Origin of the sequence: Pseudoalteromonas sp. SG44-5 (genome assembly GCF_014164175.1) — a bacterium.
Lineage (GTDB): Bacteria > Pseudomonadota > Gammaproteobacteria > Enterobacterales > Alteromonadaceae > Pseudoalteromonas > Pseudoalteromonas nigrifaciens.
Map to the genome: position 1 here is coordinate 53,519 of NZ_JACJES010000010.1, position 21,067 is coordinate 74,585.

Genomic DNA, 21,067 nt, shown 5'->3' on the forward strand with positions numbered 1-21,067 from the left:
CATAATAAAGACTAGAAGCGGTAGCCAACAGTTAACGACACAGTACGTGGGTCGCCAAAGTAGCCAATTAAGGTATTATCACCGCCTAAACCAGGCTGGTATTTGCTTACATTCGTTGGATCACTCGGATCGGGTGCTACAAACTGGTAACCGCCAATCATGTATTCTTCATTGGTGAGGTTTTTACCATATACACCAGCGGTCCAATGGCCGTCTGCGCTGTACCAAGTAACGCCTAGATTAAGCAGTCCGTACGCGTCTTGAGTTAGTAGGCTGTCTTCTTCAAATAAGGCGTAATCACCACGGTGGTAGTAATTACCATTAACTACAAAGTCGCCCATATCTGTGTACATGCGGTACGTAGCGCCTAAGTTAAAGGTTAAGTCTGGCGTGTTTGATACGCTAAAGCGATCAGATTTATCAAAGGCTGCGCCGGTATTTGGGTCAAAATCAATTACGTTATCAAAGCTACTGTCTATATAACCAATTGAGGCATTAAAGCTTAGTGACTCAGTAGCAACATAGTTAAGCTCTATTTCTACGCCATCTGATGTTGATTCGCCAATATTACCTAAACGTTGGTTTAAGTCAGATCCGCTGTCCCCTGGGAGTACCGAAATATACTGGCGGTCTTTATGATCAAGGGTAAACAAGGTTATGTTTGCGCGTAAGTTATTATTCCATTCGCTTTTCATACCAAATTCAAATGAATCAACAGCTTCTGGCTTTGCTGCTGGTTCAGGCGTGGTGGCTCTTGGGTTAAATGTACCCGACTTAAAGCCTTGGGCGTAACTGGCAAAAAACATAATATCGTTACTGTATTGGTACTCAACGCCCGCTCTTGGGGTAAAGCGCGACCAATCTTCGCTATCATCTAGTACGGTAGGTACAAGTTGTCCTTCTGGACGAACATAACCTGGGATCCAGCCCGACTCAGGGTAAACAGTGTCGAATATGAGGCCATTATTTACAATCGCTTCTTTGCTGTCTTTGGTATAACGTGCGCCTAGGGTCATTGACCATTTGTTATCAAAGTCGTAAGAGCCTTGAATATAAGCGGCTTTACTTTTTGAGTTACTACAACCACTTACTTCACGAGTTAAACCTGGTAAATTTAAAGATTTACCAAATTCTTCGAGTATGGCTTCAAACTGGCCACACGACTCGCCATCGTAGTAATACAAGCCCGACACTAATTTATAGTTATCGCCTTGATGATTTAGCTGTATTTCGTGAGTGGTTTGCTCATCTTCATATATAGCGGGTACATCAAAAATACGCTTTGAGGTGTTATCAAAGTCGATATTGGTTGGCGAGTAACCATCTCGGCTGGCGCCAACATATTTAATGCTTGTGCTGTCACTCATATCCCAACGTGCGGTAAAACTATAACCTTCAAGCTCTACTTCGTTCCAGGTAGGTAAGCTGGTGTAAGAGTCGTATACGCTGTCGGGTACTGGAGCGTCAGTGAGTATACTAGGTAGTAAACGATAGCCGCCTTTTGAGTTTGAGGTGTCTTTGGTTTTATCCCAAGCAAGTTTAAAAAATAAGTCATCTGTTGGCGTGTACTCTAGGGTAACGCGGGCTGCGGTTACGTCTTTGTTGTAGTTTTCACGATCTTGATTGGTTAAATCTGAGGTTAAAAACTCACCAAAGCCATCGCGGTTTAAAGTAGCAAAACCAAAGCCAACATAGAGCTTTTCATCAATAAGCGGTAGTTGCCCGGTAACTTTTAGATCTTTTTGACCATAACTACCTACCGTGCCTTTAATGTTAAGGGTTGCATCGCCATCCATTTCTTTGGTGACGTATTTAATTGCGCCGCCAATAGTGTTTTTACCATATAGCGTGCCTTGCGGGCCGCGTAGTACTTCAATTTGTTGCACGTCGAGCAGGTCAAGTACCGCGCCTTGTGGACGCGCTATGTATACGTCATCTATATAAATACCTACACCGGCTTCGTATCCCCATAGCGGATCTTGTTGGCCTACACCCCTAATAAATGCAGTAATAGTTGAGTTAGTACCACGGCTAGATTGCAGTGTAGTGTTAGGCGAAAATTGTTGTACTTCGGTCATTACACTAATACCGTTTTCAGCCAGTTCTTGTGCGCCAATAGAGGTTACTGCTACCGGTACTTCTTGTAAGTTTTCTACCGTTTTACGCGCCGTTACTTCAATGCGCTCTAGCTCGCCTTTGTTAACTTGGTTAGTTTGTTGTTCTGCTGCATAACTATTTGCACCGATCAGCGCCAATGACACAGCGAGTGTAACGGGTGCGACTTTTTTATTGAGCTTTATCATGTTGATTACCTTTTATTGTTGTGATTAATGCCAACGGAATAAATACCAGCTATTTATTTGCCTATACCTAAGTGCCGTTGTTTAAGCCTCGCCATCGCTAACTACTAAGATTGCTGCAGACCTTTACTCATTGCTCATGTCACCTGTTAACTACTTTAGAAGATTGTTACAAAAAATGAATTAGTACCATAGTGCTATACCTAGGTTAAACCCATATATAACAATGCCTGCAAGCCTAAATATAACTATGTAGTACCATAGTGCTATGTATTTAATTACAAATAAGCAACAATATAATTAACATTACTGCGATGTCACCTCATCTTTGTAATAACAATAACTTTAGGAAAGCTTATGCTGAGCATGATAGGGCTAGTAGGTGGTTTAATACTGCTGATTATTTTAACTTTGCGCGGGGTAAATTTATTTATAGCCGCACCGCTATGCGCGTTACTTGTAGCACTGAGTAGCGACATGGCAATTTTTCCTGTCACGGCCGATATTAATTTTATTAATGCTTATATGGATGGTTTTGCTAGTTTTTTAAGTGCATGGTTTTTTATGTTCTTGCTGGGATCACTATTTGGTAAGTTTATGGAAGACACCGGCGCTGCCGATAGTGTGGCCAGTTATATAGTTGGCAAATTAGGTATGAAACATGCTGTTTTAGCAATAGTGATAGCGTGTGCGGTATTAACCTATGGTGGTGTTAGTTTATTTGTAGTGGCTTTTTCGGTGTACCCGATGGCGCTTAGCTTATTTAAAGACGCAAACCTGCCACGGCGCTTTATTCCGGCTACGCTGGCTTTTGGCTCGGTTACTTTTACTATGACCTCGGCAGGATCGCCCGAAATTCAAAATTGGATCCCAATAAAATATTTAGGCACCTCACCCTATGCCGCATGGGAAGTAAGCCTAGTGGTGGCTATTTTTATGGCGACATTTGGCTATTATTGGCTCAATAAAATGATAAAAAAAGCGCTTGCCAATGGTGAGCATTTTGAAGAGCGTGATGACGATCCAAGCGTGGTTGATCGTAAAAGGCCACACCCTATTACTGGGCTTATTCCGCTATTAGTGGTGCTGCTATTGTCATTCACTTTACATGATACATTACAACAAACCGCGCTTATTATTGCCCTACTAGGTGGCGTGCTGAGTATTATGGTAATTAACTTTAAGTACTTTCATGATCTGGCTGGCGCTGTAAATGTAGGAACAACCGGGGCATTAGTGGCAATAGGAAATACAGCCGCGGTGGTTGGGTTTGGTGCAGTTGCCAAAGTGTCACCAGCATTTACTGCCGCGGTTGAAGTAATGACCCATATGCCAGGTAATGAGCTAGTAGGCGCGGCCGTAGCGGTAAGTGTAATAGCGGGGCTAACGGGTTCTGCCTCAGGAGGGCAAGTTATTGCATTACCACTGGTTGCTCCAGGATATATAGATATGGGGGTTAACCCAGAGCAACTACACCGCGTGGTAGCTATTAGTTCAGGTGCGCTAGATACCTTGCCGCACAATGGTTATGTAGTTACTTTGATCCGCGCTATTTGTAAAGAAACACATCAGCGTGCTTATTGGTCTATGGCTGCGTTAACAACCGTAGTACCGCTAATTGGGGTTGCATTAGCAATTGGCTTATTTATTTTCTTTTAAGGGATAACAATGAAAACTAAATTAATAATGAGTGTACTGCTGTTAATAGTAAGCACAGTTGCTTATAGCAATGATAAAATAGCGCCTATGTTGGTTGAAAAACAACATTTTACCACTAAAAATTTTACTACTGTGTCGGGAGTTACGCTTAGCCAAGTAGACGTAGGCTGGGAGAGCTACGGTACTTTAAATAAAGCTAAAGATAATGTGGTACTAATTACGCATTATTTTTCGGGCACGTCGCATGCAGCTGGTAAATATAAAGCCGATGATGCCTTGGCGGGTTATTGGGATGCGTTAATTGGCCCAGGTAAAGCAATCGACACTAATAAATACTTTGTAATTAGCTCAGACACTTTAGTTAATGCCAATTGGCACGATCCTAATGTAATTACGACTGGCCCTGCATCAACTAATCCGGCAACAGGTAAACCGTATGGCCTTGATTTTCCGGTAGTGACCATTACTGATTTTGTTGAAGTGCAAAAACGCTTACTCGATAGTTTAGGTATTAACAAACTGCATGCCGTAATAGGTGCCTCAATGGGATCGTTTCAGGCACTGGAGTGGGCGGTACGTTATCCCGAGCAAGTAGAGCGCTTAGTACATGTAATTGGCGCAGCAACCATGGATGCATGGACTGTGTCGGCACTAGAAAAGTGGGCTATGCCAATTCGTTTAGATAAAAACTGGCAGCAAGGTAATTACTATAATAAAGAGCGCCCGCTTGCAGGGCTTACCGCTACGCTACTAAACATTACCCAAGATGCTATGCATCCGCTTATTTATAACGCCAGTTTCCCACATTTTGAGGTGCTAGATGACGGCGCACTGCAAGATATTCGTACTCTACCAAAAGTAAACCAGGTTTTAGAGGCTAGAGCATTAGCTAAAGCTAAGCTACAAGATGCAAACCATGTGTTGTACTTAGTGCGAGCATCGCAGTTATTTACCGCAGGTAGATCAGCCAATTTAACTGATGCCCTAAAAAAGGTGCAGGCAAAAACCTTATTGCTACCTGCCACTAACGATTTATTACTACGTCCCGAAAATGTCCGCAAAATGCACTCAATAATGGATGAACTAGGTAAGGAGGTTACTATTTCTGAAATTGCGGGAGGCTGGGGTCATTTAGATGGGCTGTTTTCGATTGCGCCTAAAGCGCAGCAAATTAGTGAGTTTTTAGCCAACTAGGAGGCCTGCATGAGCAAAACAATTTTAATAACCGGTGCAGCCAGCGGTATTGGCTTATATATAGCACAGCAATTAGCCGTAGCGGGTCATCATATTATAGTAACCGACCTAAATGCAGCGCACGCAAAAGAAGCGGCAGAAGATATTGTTACTAAAGGCGGAAAAGCCCAAGGTTATGCATTAAATGTGGCCGACAGCGAGGCAATTACCGTTTTTTTTAAGCAGTTACCGCAAGCTGTTGATGTACTTATAAATAATGCCGGCATTCAGCACGTAGCAAAGCTTGAAGAATTTCCGGCTGATAAATGGCAATTTTTGCAGCAAGTAATGCTAGTTGGGCCCGCAATGATGACCCAAGCGGTATTGCCTAAAATGCGGGAACAAAATTTTGGCCGAATTATTAATATTGGCTCTATTCATGCCATGGTGGCCTCTAAATATAAGTCGGCCTATGTGGCCGCCAAACATGGCTTAATTGGCTTTAGTAAAACCATAGCGCTTGAAACAGGAGATGCCAATATAACCATTAATACCGTGTGCCCCGCGTATGTGAAAACTCCGCTAGTAGAGCAGCAAATTGCCGCACAAGCCAAAGAGCATGGTTTATCTGAGCAACAAGTTATCGATACTATTATGCTAGCACCCATGCCTAAAAAAGCCTTTATTGGTTTAGATGAAATACACCATACGGTAACCTTTTTAATGGCTGATGCGGCGCGAAACATTACCGCACAAGCTATAGCAATAGATGGCGGCTGGACCGCACAATAGGAGCTAACAATGGCAGGATTCGATAAAGTAGTAAGCAGTTACAGCGAAGCAATGGCAGGGCTTGAGGATGGCATGACAGTGATTGCCGGTGGTTTTGGCTTGTGCGGTATACCGGAGGGACTTATTGGCCAAATTAAACGCCAAGGTATTCGTAACTTAACTGTGGTGTCTAATAACTGTGGCGTAGATGGTTTTGGTTTAGGCGTGTTACTAGAGGATAAACAAATACGCAAAATGGTGGCCTCGTATGTGGGCGAAAATGCCTTATTTGAGCAGCAACTACTTAGTGGTGAGCTAGATGTAGAGCTTACTCCACAAGGTACACTGGCTGAAAAAATGCGCGCTGGTGGTGCAGGTATTCCTGCTTTTTATACCGCCACTGGAGTAGGCACGCCAGTGGCTGAGGGCAAAGAAACGCGCAATATTAATGGTCGAGACTACTTGTTAGAACACAGTATTACCGGTGACTTTGCCATTGTAAAAGCCTGGAAAGCGGATCGCTTTGGTAATTGTATTTATCGCCATACCGCGATGAACTTTAATCCTATGGCCGCCACCGCAGGTAAGATAACTGTACTCGAAGTAGAAGAAATTGTAGAGCCTGGGGAGTTAGAGCCAAGCCAAATACACACTCCCGGTATTTATATCGATCGGGTTATAAAAGGGGTGTTTGAAAAACGCATAGAAAAAGTGACCACCCAAGCAGCAAAGCAATAAGGAGTAAGCTAATGGCATTAACACGTGAACAAATCGCCAAGCGAGTCGCGATGGAATTACAAGATGGCTATTACGTTAATTTAGGCATTGGTATTCCTACCTTAGTAGCTAACTATGTCCCCGATAATATTGCAGTAATGCTGCAATCAGAAAATGGCCTACTGGGTATGGGGCAGTATCCTGCTGCCGATGCGCTCGATGCTGATATGATAAACGCCGGTAAAGAAACCGTTACTGCCGCCACTGGCGCAGCAATTTTTAACTCAGCCGAAAGCTTTGCGATGATCCGCGGCGGTCATGTTGACTTAACCGTATTGGGTGCCTTTGAGGTTGACCAAAACGGCAATATTGCTAGCTGGATGATCCCCAATAAGTTAATAAAAGGTATGGGCGGTGCGATGGATTTAGTAGCTGGTGCAAAAAACATTATTTGTACCATGACCCACGCTAACAAGCATGGTGAGTCAAAATTACTCAGTGAGTGCAGCTTACCGCTCACCGGTGTGGGGTGTATTAATAAAGTAATTACCGACTTGGCCTTACTGGAAATTAAAGATGGTGCATTTCATTTATTAGAGCGCGCCCCCGGAGTGAGCGTAGAAGAAATTCAAGCGAAAACACAGGGGCGTTTAATTATCCCTAAAAACACACCCGAAATGACATTTTAAATAATAGCTTATTAATTAAGCCCGCATTGTTGCGGGTTTTTTTATAACTTAAAAAGCTACCAATTTATTTATTATAAAACCACTTTAAATATAAAGGCACTATAAATCAAAGAGTAATGCGCGGCTAGTTTTGTCCTTTTTGCGCATGGTTTTTATGCACAAAAAGCGCGTAAAGATCATCAATGCACCTTACCGTCTAAATATTTAGTTAATTTCACGTTAACAATAAGCTGCGCTTTAGATAGCAGTTTGTAGTCGCTTATCTACCTGACAATAAATACACCAACACAGCGTGGAGACAACAATGAAAGCAAGTAACACACAACTCGCTTTGGCAGTAGCTGCCGCATTAGCGAGCACATCAGTTTTAGCCAATAACGATACCGATAAATTACAACAGCAATTAGATGCATTACAAAAAGAAGTCAGTGCATTAAAAAAATCGAGTGGTTTTAATTTAGAGTTTGGTGGACGCGTACAGCTTGACTACAACTATTTTGATGGCGCTTACAATGCAGATAATGGCGGCTCTGGCGGCAGTGATTTTTTTCCGCGACGTATTCGTACTTACGTTGCTAGCGAGCATGGTAATTGGGATCACAAGTTATTACTCGAATTTGGCGAAGGCACAGCTGAAATTGTTATGGCACGTGTACGTTATGCGTTTGATAACGGGCTTAAAATTAAAGCAGGTAAAATTCGCGAAGATATATCGCTTAATGCATTAACCAGCTCAAAACATATCAACACTATTGAGCGTAGTAGTTTAGCAAATACCTTCTCGCCATTTTTTCGTTGGGGTGCATCGGCTTACCAATACTTTAAAGATTCGGGATTTCGCTACGCAGTGGGTGTTTATAAAAATGATGCCTTTGGCGCAACGGGTAATGATGAAAACGACAGGCTAACTTTGGCTGCAACAGGGCGCGTAACGTGGTCAAGTGCTGCACCGGGTGATGTGATTCATTTAGGGGCGTGGCATTCATATCGTGATATGGGCGGCAATGAATTAGGTGCGCGTTTTGCTCGTGGAGAAGTTCGCGAAGCTAATACTAGGCTTGTTGATTATGCCGCTGGTGGCGTAACCGCAGCACTTGATAGCTTATCGCAAAGCGGACTTGAATTTGCTTACCAAGCAGATTCTTTAACCCTTGAAGCTGAATATGCAAGCCGCTCGTTAAACGCAGTTAATAGCGCAGACTTGCTAGATGGCGAGCGCTTTGATGGTTTTCATGTATCGGCAAGTTACTTTTTAGGTGGCGAGCAGCGCCAATACAAAGCAAGTTCAGCATTATTTGTACAACCTAAAAACATTAAAAATGCATGGGAGTTAGTTGCGCGTGTTTCACAAATGGATGCAACTAGCAGCTTACAAGGGACGCAAGCAACTACTTATACATTAGGCACATCTTATTACATCAGTAGCGATATTAAGTTTATGGGCAACCTTATTTACAGTGATGTGACAGGCCCTGGTACTACAGCTTTGGTAGGCGATGAAGACTCTGGTATGGGCTTTAGTGCGCGTATGCAGTATTTATTTTAAGGAATCATACAATGAAATTATTTAAGTCACTTAAATCACTAAAAACCACAGTACTTGCAGCATCGCTGGTACTTAGCAGCCCATTTGTAATGGCCGACATTCACTTTTTAGTACCTGGCGGCCCTGGTGGCGGTTGGGATACAACAGCACGTGGTGTAGGCGAAGGTTTAGTTAAGTCAGGTATTGAAGATAATGCGTCTTTTCAAAATATGTCGGGTGGCGGCGGCGGTCGTGCTATTGCTTACTTAATTGAGTCGGGCACTAAAAAGGGCGATATTTTAATGGTTAACTCAACACCTATCGTATTGCGTGCATTAACTGGTCGCATTCCTTATAGCTACCGCGATTTAACTCCTGTTGCCAGCATGATTGCCGATTATGGCGCATTTGTGGTGCGTAACGATTCGCCATTTAAAACGTGGCAAGATGTTGTTAAATCAATCAAAGAAGATCCAAGCTCAGTAAAGGTAGCGGGCGGTTCTGCGCGTGGCAGTATGGATCATTTAGTTGCAGCGCAAGCAGTTAAAGCGGCGGGTATTGATGGTCGACGTTTACGTTATATTCCTTACGACGCCGGTGGTAAAGCAAAAGCTGGATTACTATCAGGCGAAGTTAACTTACTTTCTACCGGCTTAAGTGAAGCACTAGAAGTAGCTAATGGTGGTCAAGCACGCATTTTAGCGGTTACCTCAGGTGGGCCGTTACCGGATTACCCAGAAATACCTACCCTTAAATCTCTTGGTTACGATATGGAATTTGTAAACTGGCGTGGTTTTTTTGCAGCGCCGAACTTACCTGCTGAAAAATTGGCAGAGTACACCAAAAAACTGCGCAAATTACAAAGTACTCCTGAGTGGGAAGTTGTCCGTGCACGTAACGGTTGGTTAAATTTATTCCAAGAAAAAGAGCAGTTTATTAAGTCATTAGAAGCGCAAGAAGCGCAGCTTAAAGTAGTGATGGAAGAGCTTGGCTTTATCCGTACATTGCAATAATCGAGGTTTAAAATGATGAATCGCGAATTACTAGGGCCAAGTTTATTCTTGGCGCTATTTACCCTGTACGCCGTTGTTGCATGGCAAATTCCACTTTTACCGTTTGAAGAATACGAAACGGTTACTTCTGCAACTCTACCTAAAGTATATGCCGCGTTTGGTATTGTGGTGTGTTTACTTGCTATTGCTACAACATTACTTAAACCAAGCGAAAAAGAAGCTACCGATGAAAACCTCGAAAAATCACATGTACTGCGTACTATTAGCTTATTAGTGCTAATGGTGATTTATAGCGCCATGTTAGAGCCGGTTGGGTTTTTAATTTCGACCAGTACATTTTTGTTAGCAGGCTTTTTTGTAATGGGTGAAAGGCGCAAAGGTATTTTATTATTTGCATCGATTCCGGTTGCTGTGGTGTTTTGGTTTTTAATGACTCAAGTGCTAGGTATTTACTTAGTTCCGGGCGATTTGTGGAGTTAAATTATGTTTGATGGAATTATGCTTGGTTTGTCGACCGTGCTCGACTTTAATAATTTAATGTATGTGATTGCTGGCTGCCTAGTGGGCACTTTTATTGGTATGTTACCGGGGTTAGGGCCAATTACTGCGATTGCATTAATGATCCCGATTACTTATAGCATAGGTGCCGACTCAGGCATGATTTTAATGGCAGGTGTTTATTATGGTGCCATTTTTGGTGGTTCTACTTCATCTATTTTAATTAACGCACCAGGGGTTGCGGGTACGGTGGCATCCTCCTTTGATGGCTACCCACTGGCAAAACAAGGCCATGCAGGTAAAGCATTGGCAATTGCTGCCTACTCCTCCTTTATAGGGGGCACTATCGGCGCTATATTGTTAATGGTTGCCGCACCTTTATTAGCTAAAGTATCGCTGAGTTTTCAATCACCAGATTATGTAGTGCTGATGTTTTTAGGCTTAACCGCAATTGCAGCGTTTTCTAATAAAGGACAATTTTTAAAAGCGATGATGATGACGGTATTTGGGCTAATGCTTGCTACTGTTGGCATCGATCCTTCATCGGGCACCGACCGATTTACTTTTGGCCAAGCGGACTTACTTGATGGTATTAGCTTTTTATTAGTGGCTATGGCAACCTTTGCATTAGCAGAAGCGTTAGTTAACGTAGTAAAACCAGAGAAAAAAGACGCCAAAAATATTAACGATTCAGATACGCCGCAAATAGGTTCAACTAAGTTAACTAAAAGCGAGATTAAAGAAATAGCGCCAGTGATTGGTCGCTCGTCTATTTTGGGCTTTATTGTCGGTGTGTTACCGGGCGCAGGCGCAACTATTGCAAGTTTTATGGCTTATGCAACCGAGCGCAACTTAGCACCGAAAGGCTTAAAAGAAAAATTTGGTAAAGGCTCATTACGTGGTTTAGCTGCACCCGAATCGGCTAATAATGCGGCATGTACTGGCTCATTTGTACCTTTGTTAACGCTAGGTATTCCGGGCTCAGGTACTACGGCTATTATGCTAGGGGCATTAATTGCCTATGGTATACAACCAGGGCCAATGCTTATGCAAGAAAACCCCAGTGTTTTTTGGTCTGTTATTGTTAGTATGTACTTTGGTAATATAGTGCTGCTTATTTTAAACTTACCGCTTATTCCTTACTTTGCAAAAGTATTAGCTATGCCCAAATCGGTACTCACAGTAATGATTTTGTTCTTTAGCTTAATTGGTGTGTATTTGGTGTCTTTTAATACCTTTGACTTATTTATGATGGTGGGATTTGCCTTAGTGGCGTTGGTATTACGATTATTAGCTTTTCCTATGGCACCTTTATTACTCGGTTTTATTTTGGGTGATATGATAGAACGTAATTTCCGTCGCTCTATGATGATTTCTGATGGTTCATTGAGCTTTTTATGGGATCGCCCACTTACATTGAGTATATTTGTTATTTCAATTTTAGTGCTTTTATTTCCGTTAAAAGATTACTTAATGCAGCGCCGTGCAGATAAAGCTGCGCTTCAAGAGCAGGCTTAACAGAGTCATAAAATGAAAAACACCAACCCGCTAAGCCCATTGCAACATATGGTTAAAAAACCTAAACGCCTAGAAACTCGGCTAATTATTTGGGTAACCGGTTTATGTGTATTACAAGCATTGTTGTTTGGCGCGTTGGTGTATCAGCTTACGGCGCAAAGCTTACATAGTCACATTGGCGACAAAGCATTGGCCGTTGCCAGCAGTATAGCCTCACGCGTTGATGTTATAAAAGCACTGCAAAATCCAAAAGATTTATTGGCTATTAACGAGGAAGTAGAAGAAATAAGGCAACTCACTGGAGCCGACTTTATTGTTATTGGCGATGAAAATGCATTGCGTATTGTGCATCCTGATGAAAAGAAAATTGGCAAGCGTATGGTGGGTGGCGATAGCCAAGCTGCATTAAAGGGTGAGCGCTATATTTCGCTTGCCCGTGGCAGTTTAGGAGAGTCAATTCGCGGTAAGGTGCCTGTTTATTCGAATAATAACCAAATAATAGGCTTGGTATCGGTCGGGTTTTTAGTGCAGTCAATTGACCCTCTTATACGTTCTCGCAGTATTGAGATTTTAATTTGGGGCTTAGTGGTGGTGGGCTTAAGTATTGTGGTGGCTATTTATATTGGTCAGCGGGTGCGAAATGCTATTTTTGGTTTACAGCCAGATGAGATTGCGCGGTTGTTTTCAGAACAAAATGCTATTTTAAATACGGTGCGTAACGGTATAATTGCGCTCGACCCCGAGGGGAATGTACGTAAGTTGAATCAACGTGCTTGCGAAATTTTAGATAAACCTCTTGCTTATACTCACCAATCCCTCACGCTTGCTGATTTACTTCCTGAGCATGCTGAATTTTTGCTGCGTAACCAGTCACGCGAAATAGTAGGGTTTGAACTATTTGCCGCCGATAAACGAATAATATTATCGCGCTTTGCTTTGCAGGTACAAGGCCAAGCCGATGGCATTTTACTTAGTATGCGCCCCTCTGATGAACTCGAATATTTAAGCCAACAACTTACTAAAGTGCAAGCGTTTGCGGAGCTGTTAAGAGTGCAAACTCATGACTATTCAAATAAGCTCAATTTAATTGGGGCGTTAGTGCAAATGGGCAAAAATGAGCAAGCGATTGAAATTATAGGTCAAGAAAGCCAAGGATCGCAGGCGCAAATACATAACTTGTTAGAGCGAATACAAGATCCTGTGCTTGCAGGTTTGTTAGTTGGTAAATACCATAAAGCAAGAGAGTTAAATGTGGTGTTAACGCTTAACCCTGATAGCTTGCTTGGTGAAATAACTCGCAAAGATATTTTAGAGCGGGTGGTATCTATTTTAGGTAACCTAATCGACAACGCGATTGATGCGGCCATTCGAGCATCAGATACTCGTGCTGCTAAAGTGCGGGTAACGGTTGATGAAACCAGCAAAACGCTACTTTTTGATGTAGAAGATAGCGGTTTTGGTTTAGGACCTGATCATAATGTGATATTTACCCCACAATATAGCTCTAAGTCGGGGGCGGAACATGGAATTGGTTTGTATTTAGTTAAAACTAATTTAGATTCGTGCGGTGGGAGTTTAGAAATAGGTGAATCAGATCTACTGGGTGCGCGCCTCAGTGTTTATATCCCCAAATAATAAGAGTAATAAAACATGACGTACTCAGTAGTGATAGTGGAAGATGAAGTAGAGGTTGCGCAGTTATTAGCACAATATTTACTGCTACCCAATGGTGTTGCAGGAAACAACACACCCAAGCAAAGTCTCAGGCAAGGGCAGTATCAGGTAGTGGGCATTGCCGGTAACTTAGCTACGGCAAAGGCTTTGTTGCAGGCAGTTAATCCAGATTTAGTGTTACTTGATATTCATTTGCCCGACGGTAACGGCTTAGACTTATTGAGTGATTTGCGCCGCTTAAACATAAAAAGCGAAGTGATGTTGCTCACAGCGGCAAAAGAAGTGGAAATACTCGAAAAAGCAATGCAGTTAGGCGCCAGTGACTTTTTAGTAAAACCACTCATGTTAAGTAGGTTAGATCAAGCTCTGGCACGTTTTGAAGCTCGCCAACAATGCTTTTCGGCTGCTGTTGAGGTGACGCAGTCTATGGTTGATACCCTATTTGGTTCAAAAGAGCGTGTTAGTACCACAACACGCTTACCCAAAGGAGTCGACTCGCTTACCTTAAAAAAAATAATAACTGCATTTAATGAACATAAAGAAACAGCATTTACAGCTCAGCAAATGGGTGATTTAGTGGGTGTAAGCCGATCGACTGCTCGCCGATATCTAGAATATATGCTTGAAGCGGGGCAGGTTAGAGCTGATCAAAGCTATGGTAGTATTGGTCGTCCAGAGCGTTGCTATAAAATATGCCAATAAAATAAAGAGTACAGAGTAAGGTAAGGCCTCATTAGGTAAATAGATCGCTCGCTCGCACTACAAAAAATAGCTATTTCAAAGGATGGATCATTTTTTTTATATAATTGGCTGCATTTTAAGCGACTTCTATGGTGATGTTCGCTTTAAGTGATGTTATACTCTGGCCGAATAATTTTTCGACTTTATTAAGAGTAAACTAATGGCAGATTTATCGAAGTACAGAAACATTGGTATTTTCGCGCACGTTGATGCGGGTAAAACTACCACCACTGAGCGTATACTAAAGCTTACTGGTCAAATCCACAAAAGTGGTGACACGCACGATGGCACATCAGTTACAGATTTCATGGATCAAGAGTCTGAGCGCGGTATTACTATTCAGTCTGCGGCTGTAAGCTGTTTCTGGAAAGATCACCGTTTTAACGTTATCGATACTCCTGGACACGTTGACTTCACTGTTGAAGTTTACCGTTCACTTAAAGTATTAGATGGCGGCATCGGTGTATTCTGTGGCTCTGGTGGTGTTGAACCACAATCAGAAACTAACTGGCGTTATGCGAATGAGTCAGGTGTAGCACGTGTTATTTTCGTAAACAAATTAGACCGTATGGGTGCTGATTTCTTCCGTGTAACTAATCAAGTACAAAAAGTACTTGGTGCAACTCCATTAATCATGACTTTACCAATCGGTAGAGAAGATGAGTTTGTTGGTGTTGTTGACGTTCTAACCAAGCAAGCATATGTTTGGGATGCGACTGGTCTTCCAGAGAACTACACTATTGAAGACGTTCCTGCAGACATGGTTGACCAAGTTGAGGAATACCATGAGTTACTTATCGAAACTGCTGTTGAGCAAGACGATGAGCTACTAGAAACGTACATGGAAGGTGTAATCCCTTCAATTGAAGATGTGAAGCGTTGTATTCGTAAAGGTACTCGTGACCTTGCTTTCTTCCCAACATACTGTGGCTCAGCATACAAAAACAAAGGTATGCAGCTTATTCTTGACGCAGTTGTTGATTACTTACCATCTCCTACAGAAGTTGATCCTCAACCTCTTATGGATGAAGAAGGTAATGAAAACGGCGAATTCGCTATCGTATCTACAGACCTACCATTTAAAGCGTTAGCATTCAAAATAATGGATGACCGTTTTGGTGCGTTAACATTCGTACGTATTTACTCAGGTAAACTAAACAAGGGTGACACTATCCTTAATGCGTTTACTGGTAAAACTGAGCGTGTTGGCCGTATGGTTGAGATGCAAGCAGATGACCGTAATGAATTAGCTAGCGCACAAGCTGGTGACATCATTGCTATCGTAGGCATGAAAAACGTGCAAACTGGTCACACATTATGTGATCCTAAGCACCCAGTAACACTTGAGCCAATGGTATTCCCAACTCCAGTAATCTCGATTGCTGTACAGCCTAAAGATAAAGGCGGTAATGAGAAAATGGGTGTTGCTATCGGTAAAATGGTTGCAGAAGATCCATCTTTCCAAGTTGAGACTGATGAAGATTCAGGCGAAACTATTCTTAAAGGAATGGGCGAGCTTCACTTAGATATCAAAGTAGATATCCTTAAGCGTACTTACGGTGTAGACCTTATTGTTGGTCAACCACAGGTTGCTTACCGTGAAACTATCACTAAAGAAATTGAAGATAGCTACACGCATAAGAAACAGTCTGGTGGTTCTGGTCAGTTCGGTAAAATTGATTACCGTATTAAGCCAGGCGAAGTTGCTTCTGGTTTCACGTTTAAATCATCTGTTGTTGGTGGTAACGTACCTAAAGAATTCTGGCCTGCAGTTGAGAAAGGCTTTAAGTCAATGATGGGCACTGGTGTTCTAGCTGGCTTCCCAGTACTTGACGTTGAAGTTGAGCTTTTTGATGGTGGCTTCCACGCAGTGGATTCATCAGCAATCGCGTTCGAAATCGCTGCTAAAGGTGCTTTCCGTCAATCTATCCCTAAAGCGGGTGCACAACTTCTTGAGCCAATCATGAAAGTTGACGTGTTCACGCCGGAAGATCATGTAGGTGACGTAATCGGTGACCTTAACCGTCGTCGTGGTATGATGAAAGACCAAGAGCCTGGTTTAACTGGCGTTCGCATTAAAGTAGACGTACCGTTATCAGAAATGTTCGGTTACATCGGTTCATTACGTACAATGACATCAGGTCGTGGTCAGTTCTCTATGGAGTTCTCACATTACGCACCATGTCCTAATAACGTTGCTGAAGCTGTAATCGCTGCAGAAAAAGAGAAAAAAGCTGCTAAGTAATTAGCACCTTAACTCTTTAAAAAAACCCGCACATGTTGCGGGTTTTTTATTGCCCATAATTTATAGCATAAAGCGCACTGTTAATTACCTAATGGTATAAAAGTTACAAATAATTAAAATAAAAAATTAGTAAAACATATTTATAAACAACTAGTTGACATTGTTTTTGTCATTACTAAATAAGTAGTAGTAACAATTGAAATAGGCTCAGTGCTGATGTAGGATTCGCGAGAACAAGCCTCAACTGAGGATAGATTGCATATGTGGAAGTCTCCAAGTGGGATATTGATTATATTTATTTTTATATAAGACGTTTACGAACATGATTAAGTTAGTGCCTAATTGGTCTCTACAACTGTTTAAATATATTACTGTTATAGGCTTATTTCTTTTAATACCTATATTTTCCACCGTTACTTTTAGAGTGGCGATAATCGTGTTGATACCAACACTACTCACATTTTTTATTGTTAGTAAGATGAACTTACAGCTATTACATTGCTACAAGCCTGGCATATGTTATAAACGAATATTTGGTGAGCGTTATATTAGTAGAGAAGAGATAAAATCTATTTCCTTTAAGTCATTTTTTATTAATACTATTTTTAAAGTATCTCTATTAAATGGTAGAAGTATATATTTTTACAATTGGAGATTAGATGAGAAAACTCGTACTGCCATTTATAAATTATACAGTGATAAAGTAATTGGTTAATTATCTATAATTACGAGCTTGCTTTGTTTTGTAAATATAACCTAATCTAGTAATAAAAAAGGAGCTATTTGTAGCTCCTTTTTTATTTTAAAGTGTGGCGCTAGCTAAGCTTTTTAATTAGCTTTTCTTTTAGCGCTTTCATCTTTGGCGAGCGTGACTTATTAAAGCTTTGTATTGGCATGGTAACCAAGTGCTCTTTTGGCAATGCGGGTATAGTTAAAGGGCATTGCCCTGCGGTGGGTACCGAAATCTCTTTAAGGTGCACTTTAAGTGCCTCTAGCATGGTATCGTTATCTACTTCACTAGGGCAGATAAATATACCTAGATTTCTGAGTTTAACCCCCAGTTTTATACTGCTTGAATAACGCACTATAGGTGCAGCTAGTACTAAACCTAGTAATATAGGTGATAGCCACCAAAAAAATACCGGCGTGAAGTAATACGCTGTGCTACCCCAAGCAATAGCGACCAAAGTAGAAAATAACGTATAACTAAACGCTTCTTTCCATGGCACCATACGGCCTTCTCGTGGTTGAGCATCCCACTTAACTTTTTTGCCTAAAAACACACAAACAACAAAATAAGCATGAAACACCATCATTAATGGAGCCATGACAATAGCAAAAACTGTTTCTATAATTGCGCCTAACGTAAGCTTAATAGCACCACCGAAGCGGTTTTTTCTGTGCACCAAGGTTACGATTATACCCATTAGTTTTGGTAGCAATAAAATAACAATAGTAAGATAGAGCAGAGCATCAATTAAATCGGTTTTAGCTATTTGCCAAGTAGGGAACAATTGATAAGCGCGGTTAAAATAAACGTCGCTATTTAAAGCACGTGTTACGGCATCAACCGTACTTAACGCGAGCATAAGTAACCATATTAATGACGAAATATAAGCGGTAGCGCCAAGTAAAAAGTGAAATTTGCTCATCAGCTTTAACTTTGGTGACGGGAGTAATCCAATGTGTTGAATATTACCCTGTACCCAACGTCTGTCGCGCACGGCATAATCTAAAATATTACTTGGGACTTCTTCATAGCTGCCTTCAATATCTGCAAGTAGTAATACTTCCCAATTTGCACTGTGTAGTAATGATGCTTCTACAAAGTCATGGCTGAGTATTTCACCACCAAAAGGAGCATTGCCTTTAAGTGTGGGTAAACCACAGCAGTCAATAAATGCGCTTACTCTAATTATGGCATTATGGCCCCAGTAGTTTGCTTTATCGGTTTGCCAAAATGCCGATCCTGTTGCCAGCATAGGGCTATAAAGTACCGAAGCAAACTGTAAAAAACGACCAAAAAAGGTATCTTGGCGTACCGGAATAGGAATGGTTTGAATAAGTCCTACTTGCGGGTTGTTAATCATGCTTGCCGTTAGCTCTAGCATGCATTTACCTGTCATAACGCTGTCGGCATCAAGCACAATCATATGATCGTACTGGCTTCCCCAGCGCTCACAAAAGTCGGTTAAATTACCTACTTTACGGTGTTTATTATCTTCGCGGCGACGATAAAACAACTGCTTTGATGTCTCGCCTAGGCGCTCACACAAAGCATGCCAAGCACTTAGTTCATTTTTAGCTATTGTTGGATCTTGTGTATCACTGAGTAAATAAAAATCAAAGTTGGCTAATTCCCCAGTCTCTTTTAATGACTGTAAGCTCACTTCAAAGCCTGCAATAACACGGTGTGTATCTTCGTTATAAATAGGCATTACTATGGCAGTTTTTTGCTGAGAAAATGCCTGACTATCAAGCTTTATAGGTTTTATGCGCCTAAGGGTAAGCGGATCAATACGCAGTAACTGCAGTACAAACCCTATAGTACCACTACAAAATGCGGTAACAATCCATGCAAAGGTAATTGAAAATAATGCCAGCAAAGCATATTCAAGTGGTGTCATACCATTTGAGTTTAAAATTTCAAACATAATAGAGATGCCATACGCAGATATACCAATTGCGGCAATGGCAAATAACCAAATACGAAGTGCCTTAAAGGGCATAGATATTTTGGTGGTTTGTTTACTTGATGTCATTTGGATACCAAACATAACTCCATACCTCGCTAATTTCTTTATCATGCAGCTTTAACGATAAGCGCATGTCTACAGGTTTGCCGTTTTGTGGAGCTATTTTAAAAGCAACTCGCCAGCCTAATGAATCAGGTAATTTTTGCACAGTTACATCTCTAACCTCACCCGTTGTTAATTGGATGTCGGCATTTAAATTTAACTTTTCTGAAAGCTTATTTATATCAGGCCCAGCAAAATCAACCGTAAATTGGCGATGGCTTTTAGGTGGCGGATTATCTTCACCCGGTAATGCCGCGCTACCAATGCGAGTGCGAACTGCGCGTGCCTTATCATGCTGAGTTAAGTAAGCATTAAAGGTGGTCATTTTATAGCTTAGCTTTAACGAATCGCCTGCTTTAAATGGTTTTTCAGGTACCCAGTAGCTCACTATGTTGTCGTTTGTTTCTGTATCTGTCGGTATTTCTACCAGCTCTACTCGACCATTTCCCCAGTCACCTTCAGGCTCTATCCACAGGCTAGGGCGGTTGTGATAATGCGCTTCAATATCAAAGTAATTATTAAATTCACGATCACGTTGCGCTAAGCCAAATCCCTTAGGGTTCTCGTATGAAAAAGAGGTTACGCTAAGTTGCGACGGATTATTAAGCGGACGCCAAATCCAGTTGTTATCCTGAGATTGGGTTAACAGTCCGTCTGAGTCATGCACTTCTGGGCGGTAATCGTCAAAAAACTTAGTGCTGTTTTCGCCGTGATAAAACATGCTTGTTAGTGGTGCTACGCCTAATTTTTTCACGTCTTTACGGGCAAAAATTTGCATATCTACTTTAACGCTGGTGTTGGTGGTAGGGTCAATACTAAACTTATAAGCGCCGGCAACCGATGGGCTATCAAGCAGTGCAAAAATGATAATGTTAGTTTGTTCTGGCTGTGGTTTTACTAGCCAAAACTCTTTAAACACAGGAAACTCCTCACCAGACGCTTCAGCAGTATCAATTGCTAACCCTCGCGCCGATAGGCCATACACTTGATTAGGCCCAACAACTCTAAAATAAGAAGCACCTTGAAACACCATTACTTCATCTTTGTACTCAGTGGTATTAATTGGGTAATGCAGCCTAAATCCAGCATGGCCTAATTGTTTATTGGCAACACTCTTGGCTATTTCATCTTTTAAAGGTGCTGCAGTACCATCGTACTGATAAAAGTCAGTACTAAACGGCAAACGGCTAAGTTTAGAATCGCTATCAACTGTATTAATTGTTACTGGTGTTTTATATAAAAAGCCGGGGTGAAACAACTGTAGCTCGTAAAGACCTTCGTCTTTCCACATTGACTTGTCTTGTTTAAAACGAATAGAGCGATAATCTTGATACTCAATATTATTTAGCGCATCTAGCTCGATGTTTTTAGGGGCAATATACTCCTCACTCGCTAATTTTTGAGCGCGGGCGCTGATCACATCAAATAAACTGTCTTGCGGGATGGCAACGTCAAGCGTAGCGGAAAATGCTTGCTGAGCTGAAAAAACAAGAAACAAGCTAAGTAATGGTACTGAGGCTTTTTTCCATGTTGATATTAGGTGAATTGGTGCTTTCATTTTCGTTCCTTTATAAAAACATGACTTATTTTTACAGTTAAGATTAATATCGATTTATTAATTTGTTTCATTGGTACTTTTAATAATAAACGTATAAAAAGGCTCAAGTATGCTTTGTTGTTTTCAGGCTAAATACGAGAGTGAGTAGATTTAGTACGGATAGTACACAAAGTTTACTGAAGCTTGTC

The 21,067-nt window shown here is 41.5% G+C and carries 15 protein-coding genes; 12 read left to right on the forward strand and 3 right to left on the reverse strand.

Annotated elements, in window-relative coordinates; all coding sequences use genetic code 11:
- Positions 1–11 precede the first annotated feature (11 nt).
- The gene (locus tag H5079_RS11715; RefSeq protein ID WP_182684145.1) at positions 12–2,303 is read right to left on the reverse strand and encodes a TonB-dependent receptor; all 2,292 of its coding nucleotides are present in this window, start codon (positions 2,301–2,303) and stop codon (positions 12–14) included.
- A gap of 354 nt (positions 2,304–2,657) precedes the next feature.
- Between H5079_RS11715 and H5079_RS11720 the strand changes: the two genes are divergently transcribed.
- From H5079_RS11720 to fusA, 12 genes are all read left to right on the forward strand, one after another.
- Positions 2,658–3,959 carry a GntP family permease gene (locus H5079_RS11720; protein ID WP_011329571.1) on the forward strand — a complete coding sequence of 434 codons (1,302 nt, stop codon included), beginning with the start codon at positions 2,658–2,660 and terminating at the stop codon, positions 3,957–3,959.
- Positions 3,960–3,968: 9 nt separating this feature from the next.
- A complete protein-coding gene (locus H5079_RS11725; protein WP_182684146.1) occupies positions 3,969–5,153 on the forward strand; it encodes a homoserine O-acetyltransferase in 1,185 nt (394 codons plus the stop codon).
- Between the two features lie 9 nt (positions 5,154–5,162).
- Positions 5,163–5,924, forward strand: coding sequence for a 3-hydroxybutyrate dehydrogenase (locus tag H5079_RS11730; protein WP_182684147.1), 762 nt, complete (start codon positions 5,163–5,165; stop codon positions 5,922–5,924).
- Positions 5,925–5,933: 9 nt separating this feature from the next.
- On the forward strand, positions 5,934–6,641 hold the full coding sequence (locus tag H5079_RS11735; RefSeq protein WP_011329568.1) for a CoA transferase subunit A: 708 nt from the start codon (positions 5,934–5,936) through the stop codon (positions 6,639–6,641).
- Positions 6,642–6,652: 11 nt separating this feature from the next.
- A complete protein-coding gene (locus tag H5079_RS11740) occupies positions 6,653–7,309 on the forward strand; it encodes a 3-oxoacid CoA-transferase subunit B (protein WP_011329567.1) in 657 nt (218 codons plus the stop codon).
- Positions 7,310–7,613: 304 nt separating this feature from the next.
- Positions 7,614–8,855 (forward strand): OprO/OprP family phosphate-selective porin, encoded by a 1,242-nt coding sequence (locus H5079_RS11745; protein WP_182684148.1) that lies wholly within the window; start codon positions 7,614–7,616, stop codon positions 8,853–8,855.
- Positions 8,856–8,866: 11 nt separating this feature from the next.
- Positions 8,867–9,847: a tripartite tricarboxylate transporter substrate binding protein gene (locus H5079_RS11750; RefSeq protein WP_089368889.1), complete on the forward strand. Its 981-nt coding sequence runs from the start codon at positions 8,867–8,869 to the stop codon at positions 9,845–9,847.
- A gap of 12 nt (positions 9,848–9,859) precedes the next feature.
- Positions 9,860–10,327, forward strand: coding sequence for a tripartite tricarboxylate transporter TctB family protein (locus H5079_RS11755; protein WP_089368888.1), 468 nt, complete (start codon positions 9,860–9,862; stop codon positions 10,325–10,327).
- A gap of 3 nt (positions 10,328–10,330) precedes the next feature.
- Positions 10,331–11,863, forward strand: coding sequence for a tripartite tricarboxylate transporter permease (locus H5079_RS11760; RefSeq protein WP_089368887.1), 1,533 nt, complete (start codon positions 10,331–10,333; stop codon positions 11,861–11,863).
- Positions 11,864–11,875: 12 nt separating this feature from the next.
- Positions 11,876–13,498, forward strand: a complete 1,623-nt coding sequence (locus H5079_RS11765) for a sensor histidine kinase (protein WP_182684149.1) — start codon at positions 11,876–11,878, stop codon at positions 13,496–13,498.
- A gap of 15 nt (positions 13,499–13,513) precedes the next feature.
- Entirely contained in the window at positions 13,514–14,239 is a 726-nt protein-coding gene (locus H5079_RS11770; protein ID WP_182684150.1) for a response regulator, read from the forward strand.
- 199 nt (positions 14,240–14,438) lie between these two features.
- The gene (fusA, locus tag H5079_RS11775; protein WP_011329565.1) at positions 14,439–16,523 is read left to right on the forward strand and encodes an elongation factor G; all 2,085 of its coding nucleotides are present in this window, start codon (positions 14,439–14,441) and stop codon (positions 16,521–16,523) included.
- An 815-nt stretch (positions 16,524–17,338) separates the two neighbouring features.
- Here the strand turns inward: fusA and mdoH are convergent.
- Positions 17,339–19,300: a glucans biosynthesis glucosyltransferase MdoH gene (mdoH, locus tag H5079_RS11780; protein ID WP_182684151.1), complete on the reverse strand. Its 1,962-nt coding sequence runs from the start codon at positions 19,298–19,300 to the stop codon at positions 17,339–17,341.
- Positions 19,272–20,879, reverse strand: coding sequence for a glucan biosynthesis protein G (locus H5079_RS11785; protein WP_182684152.1), 1,608 nt, complete (start codon positions 20,877–20,879; stop codon positions 19,272–19,274). Before H5079_RS11785 ends, mdoH begins: the two co-directional genes overlap by 29 nt.
- Positions 20,880–21,067 lie beyond the last annotated feature (188 nt).

What these genes read in the sequence shown, in the direction of transcription:
- H5079_RS11715 (WP_182684145.1), bottom strand. Translation starts at nt 2,303, where the DNA reads ATGATAAAGCTCAATAAAAAAGTCGCACCCGTTACACTCGCTGTGTCA.
- H5079_RS11720 (WP_011329571.1), top strand. Translation starts at nt 2,658, where the DNA reads ATGCTGAGCATGATAGGGCTAGTAGGTGGTTTAATACTGCTGATTATT.
- H5079_RS11725 (WP_182684146.1), top strand. Translation starts at nt 3,969, where the DNA reads ATGAAAACTAAATTAATAATGAGTGTACTGCTGTTAATAGTAAGCACA.
- H5079_RS11730 (WP_182684147.1), top strand. Translation starts at nt 5,163, where the DNA reads ATGAGCAAAACAATTTTAATAACCGGTGCAGCCAGCGGTATTGGCTTA.
- H5079_RS11735 (WP_011329568.1), top strand. Translation starts at nt 5,934, where the DNA reads ATGGCAGGATTCGATAAAGTAGTAAGCAGTTACAGCGAAGCAATGGCA.
- H5079_RS11740 (WP_011329567.1), top strand. Translation starts at nt 6,653, where the DNA reads ATGGCATTAACACGTGAACAAATCGCCAAGCGAGTCGCGATGGAATTA.
- H5079_RS11745 (WP_182684148.1), top strand. Translation starts at nt 7,614, where the DNA reads ATGAAAGCAAGTAACACACAACTCGCTTTGGCAGTAGCTGCCGCATTA.
- H5079_RS11750 (WP_089368889.1), top strand. Translation starts at nt 8,867, where the DNA reads ATGAAATTATTTAAGTCACTTAAATCACTAAAAACCACAGTACTTGCA.
- H5079_RS11755 (WP_089368888.1), top strand. Translation starts at nt 9,860, where the DNA reads ATGATGAATCGCGAATTACTAGGGCCAAGTTTATTCTTGGCGCTATTT.
- H5079_RS11760 (WP_089368887.1), top strand. Translation starts at nt 10,331, where the DNA reads ATGTTTGATGGAATTATGCTTGGTTTGTCGACCGTGCTCGACTTTAAT.
- H5079_RS11765 (WP_182684149.1), top strand. Translation starts at nt 11,876, where the DNA reads ATGAAAAACACCAACCCGCTAAGCCCATTGCAACATATGGTTAAAAAA.
- H5079_RS11770 (WP_182684150.1), top strand. Translation starts at nt 13,514, where the DNA reads ATGACGTACTCAGTAGTGATAGTGGAAGATGAAGTAGAGGTTGCGCAG.
- fusA (WP_011329565.1), top strand. Translation starts at nt 14,439, where the DNA reads ATGGCAGATTTATCGAAGTACAGAAACATTGGTATTTTCGCGCACGTT.
- mdoH (WP_182684151.1), bottom strand. Translation starts at nt 19,300, where the DNA reads ATGTTTGGTATCCAAATGACATCAAGTAAACAAACCACCAAAATATCT.
- H5079_RS11785 (WP_182684152.1), bottom strand. Translation starts at nt 20,879, where the DNA reads ATGAAAGCACCAATTCACCTAATATCAACATGGAAAAAAGCCTCAGTA.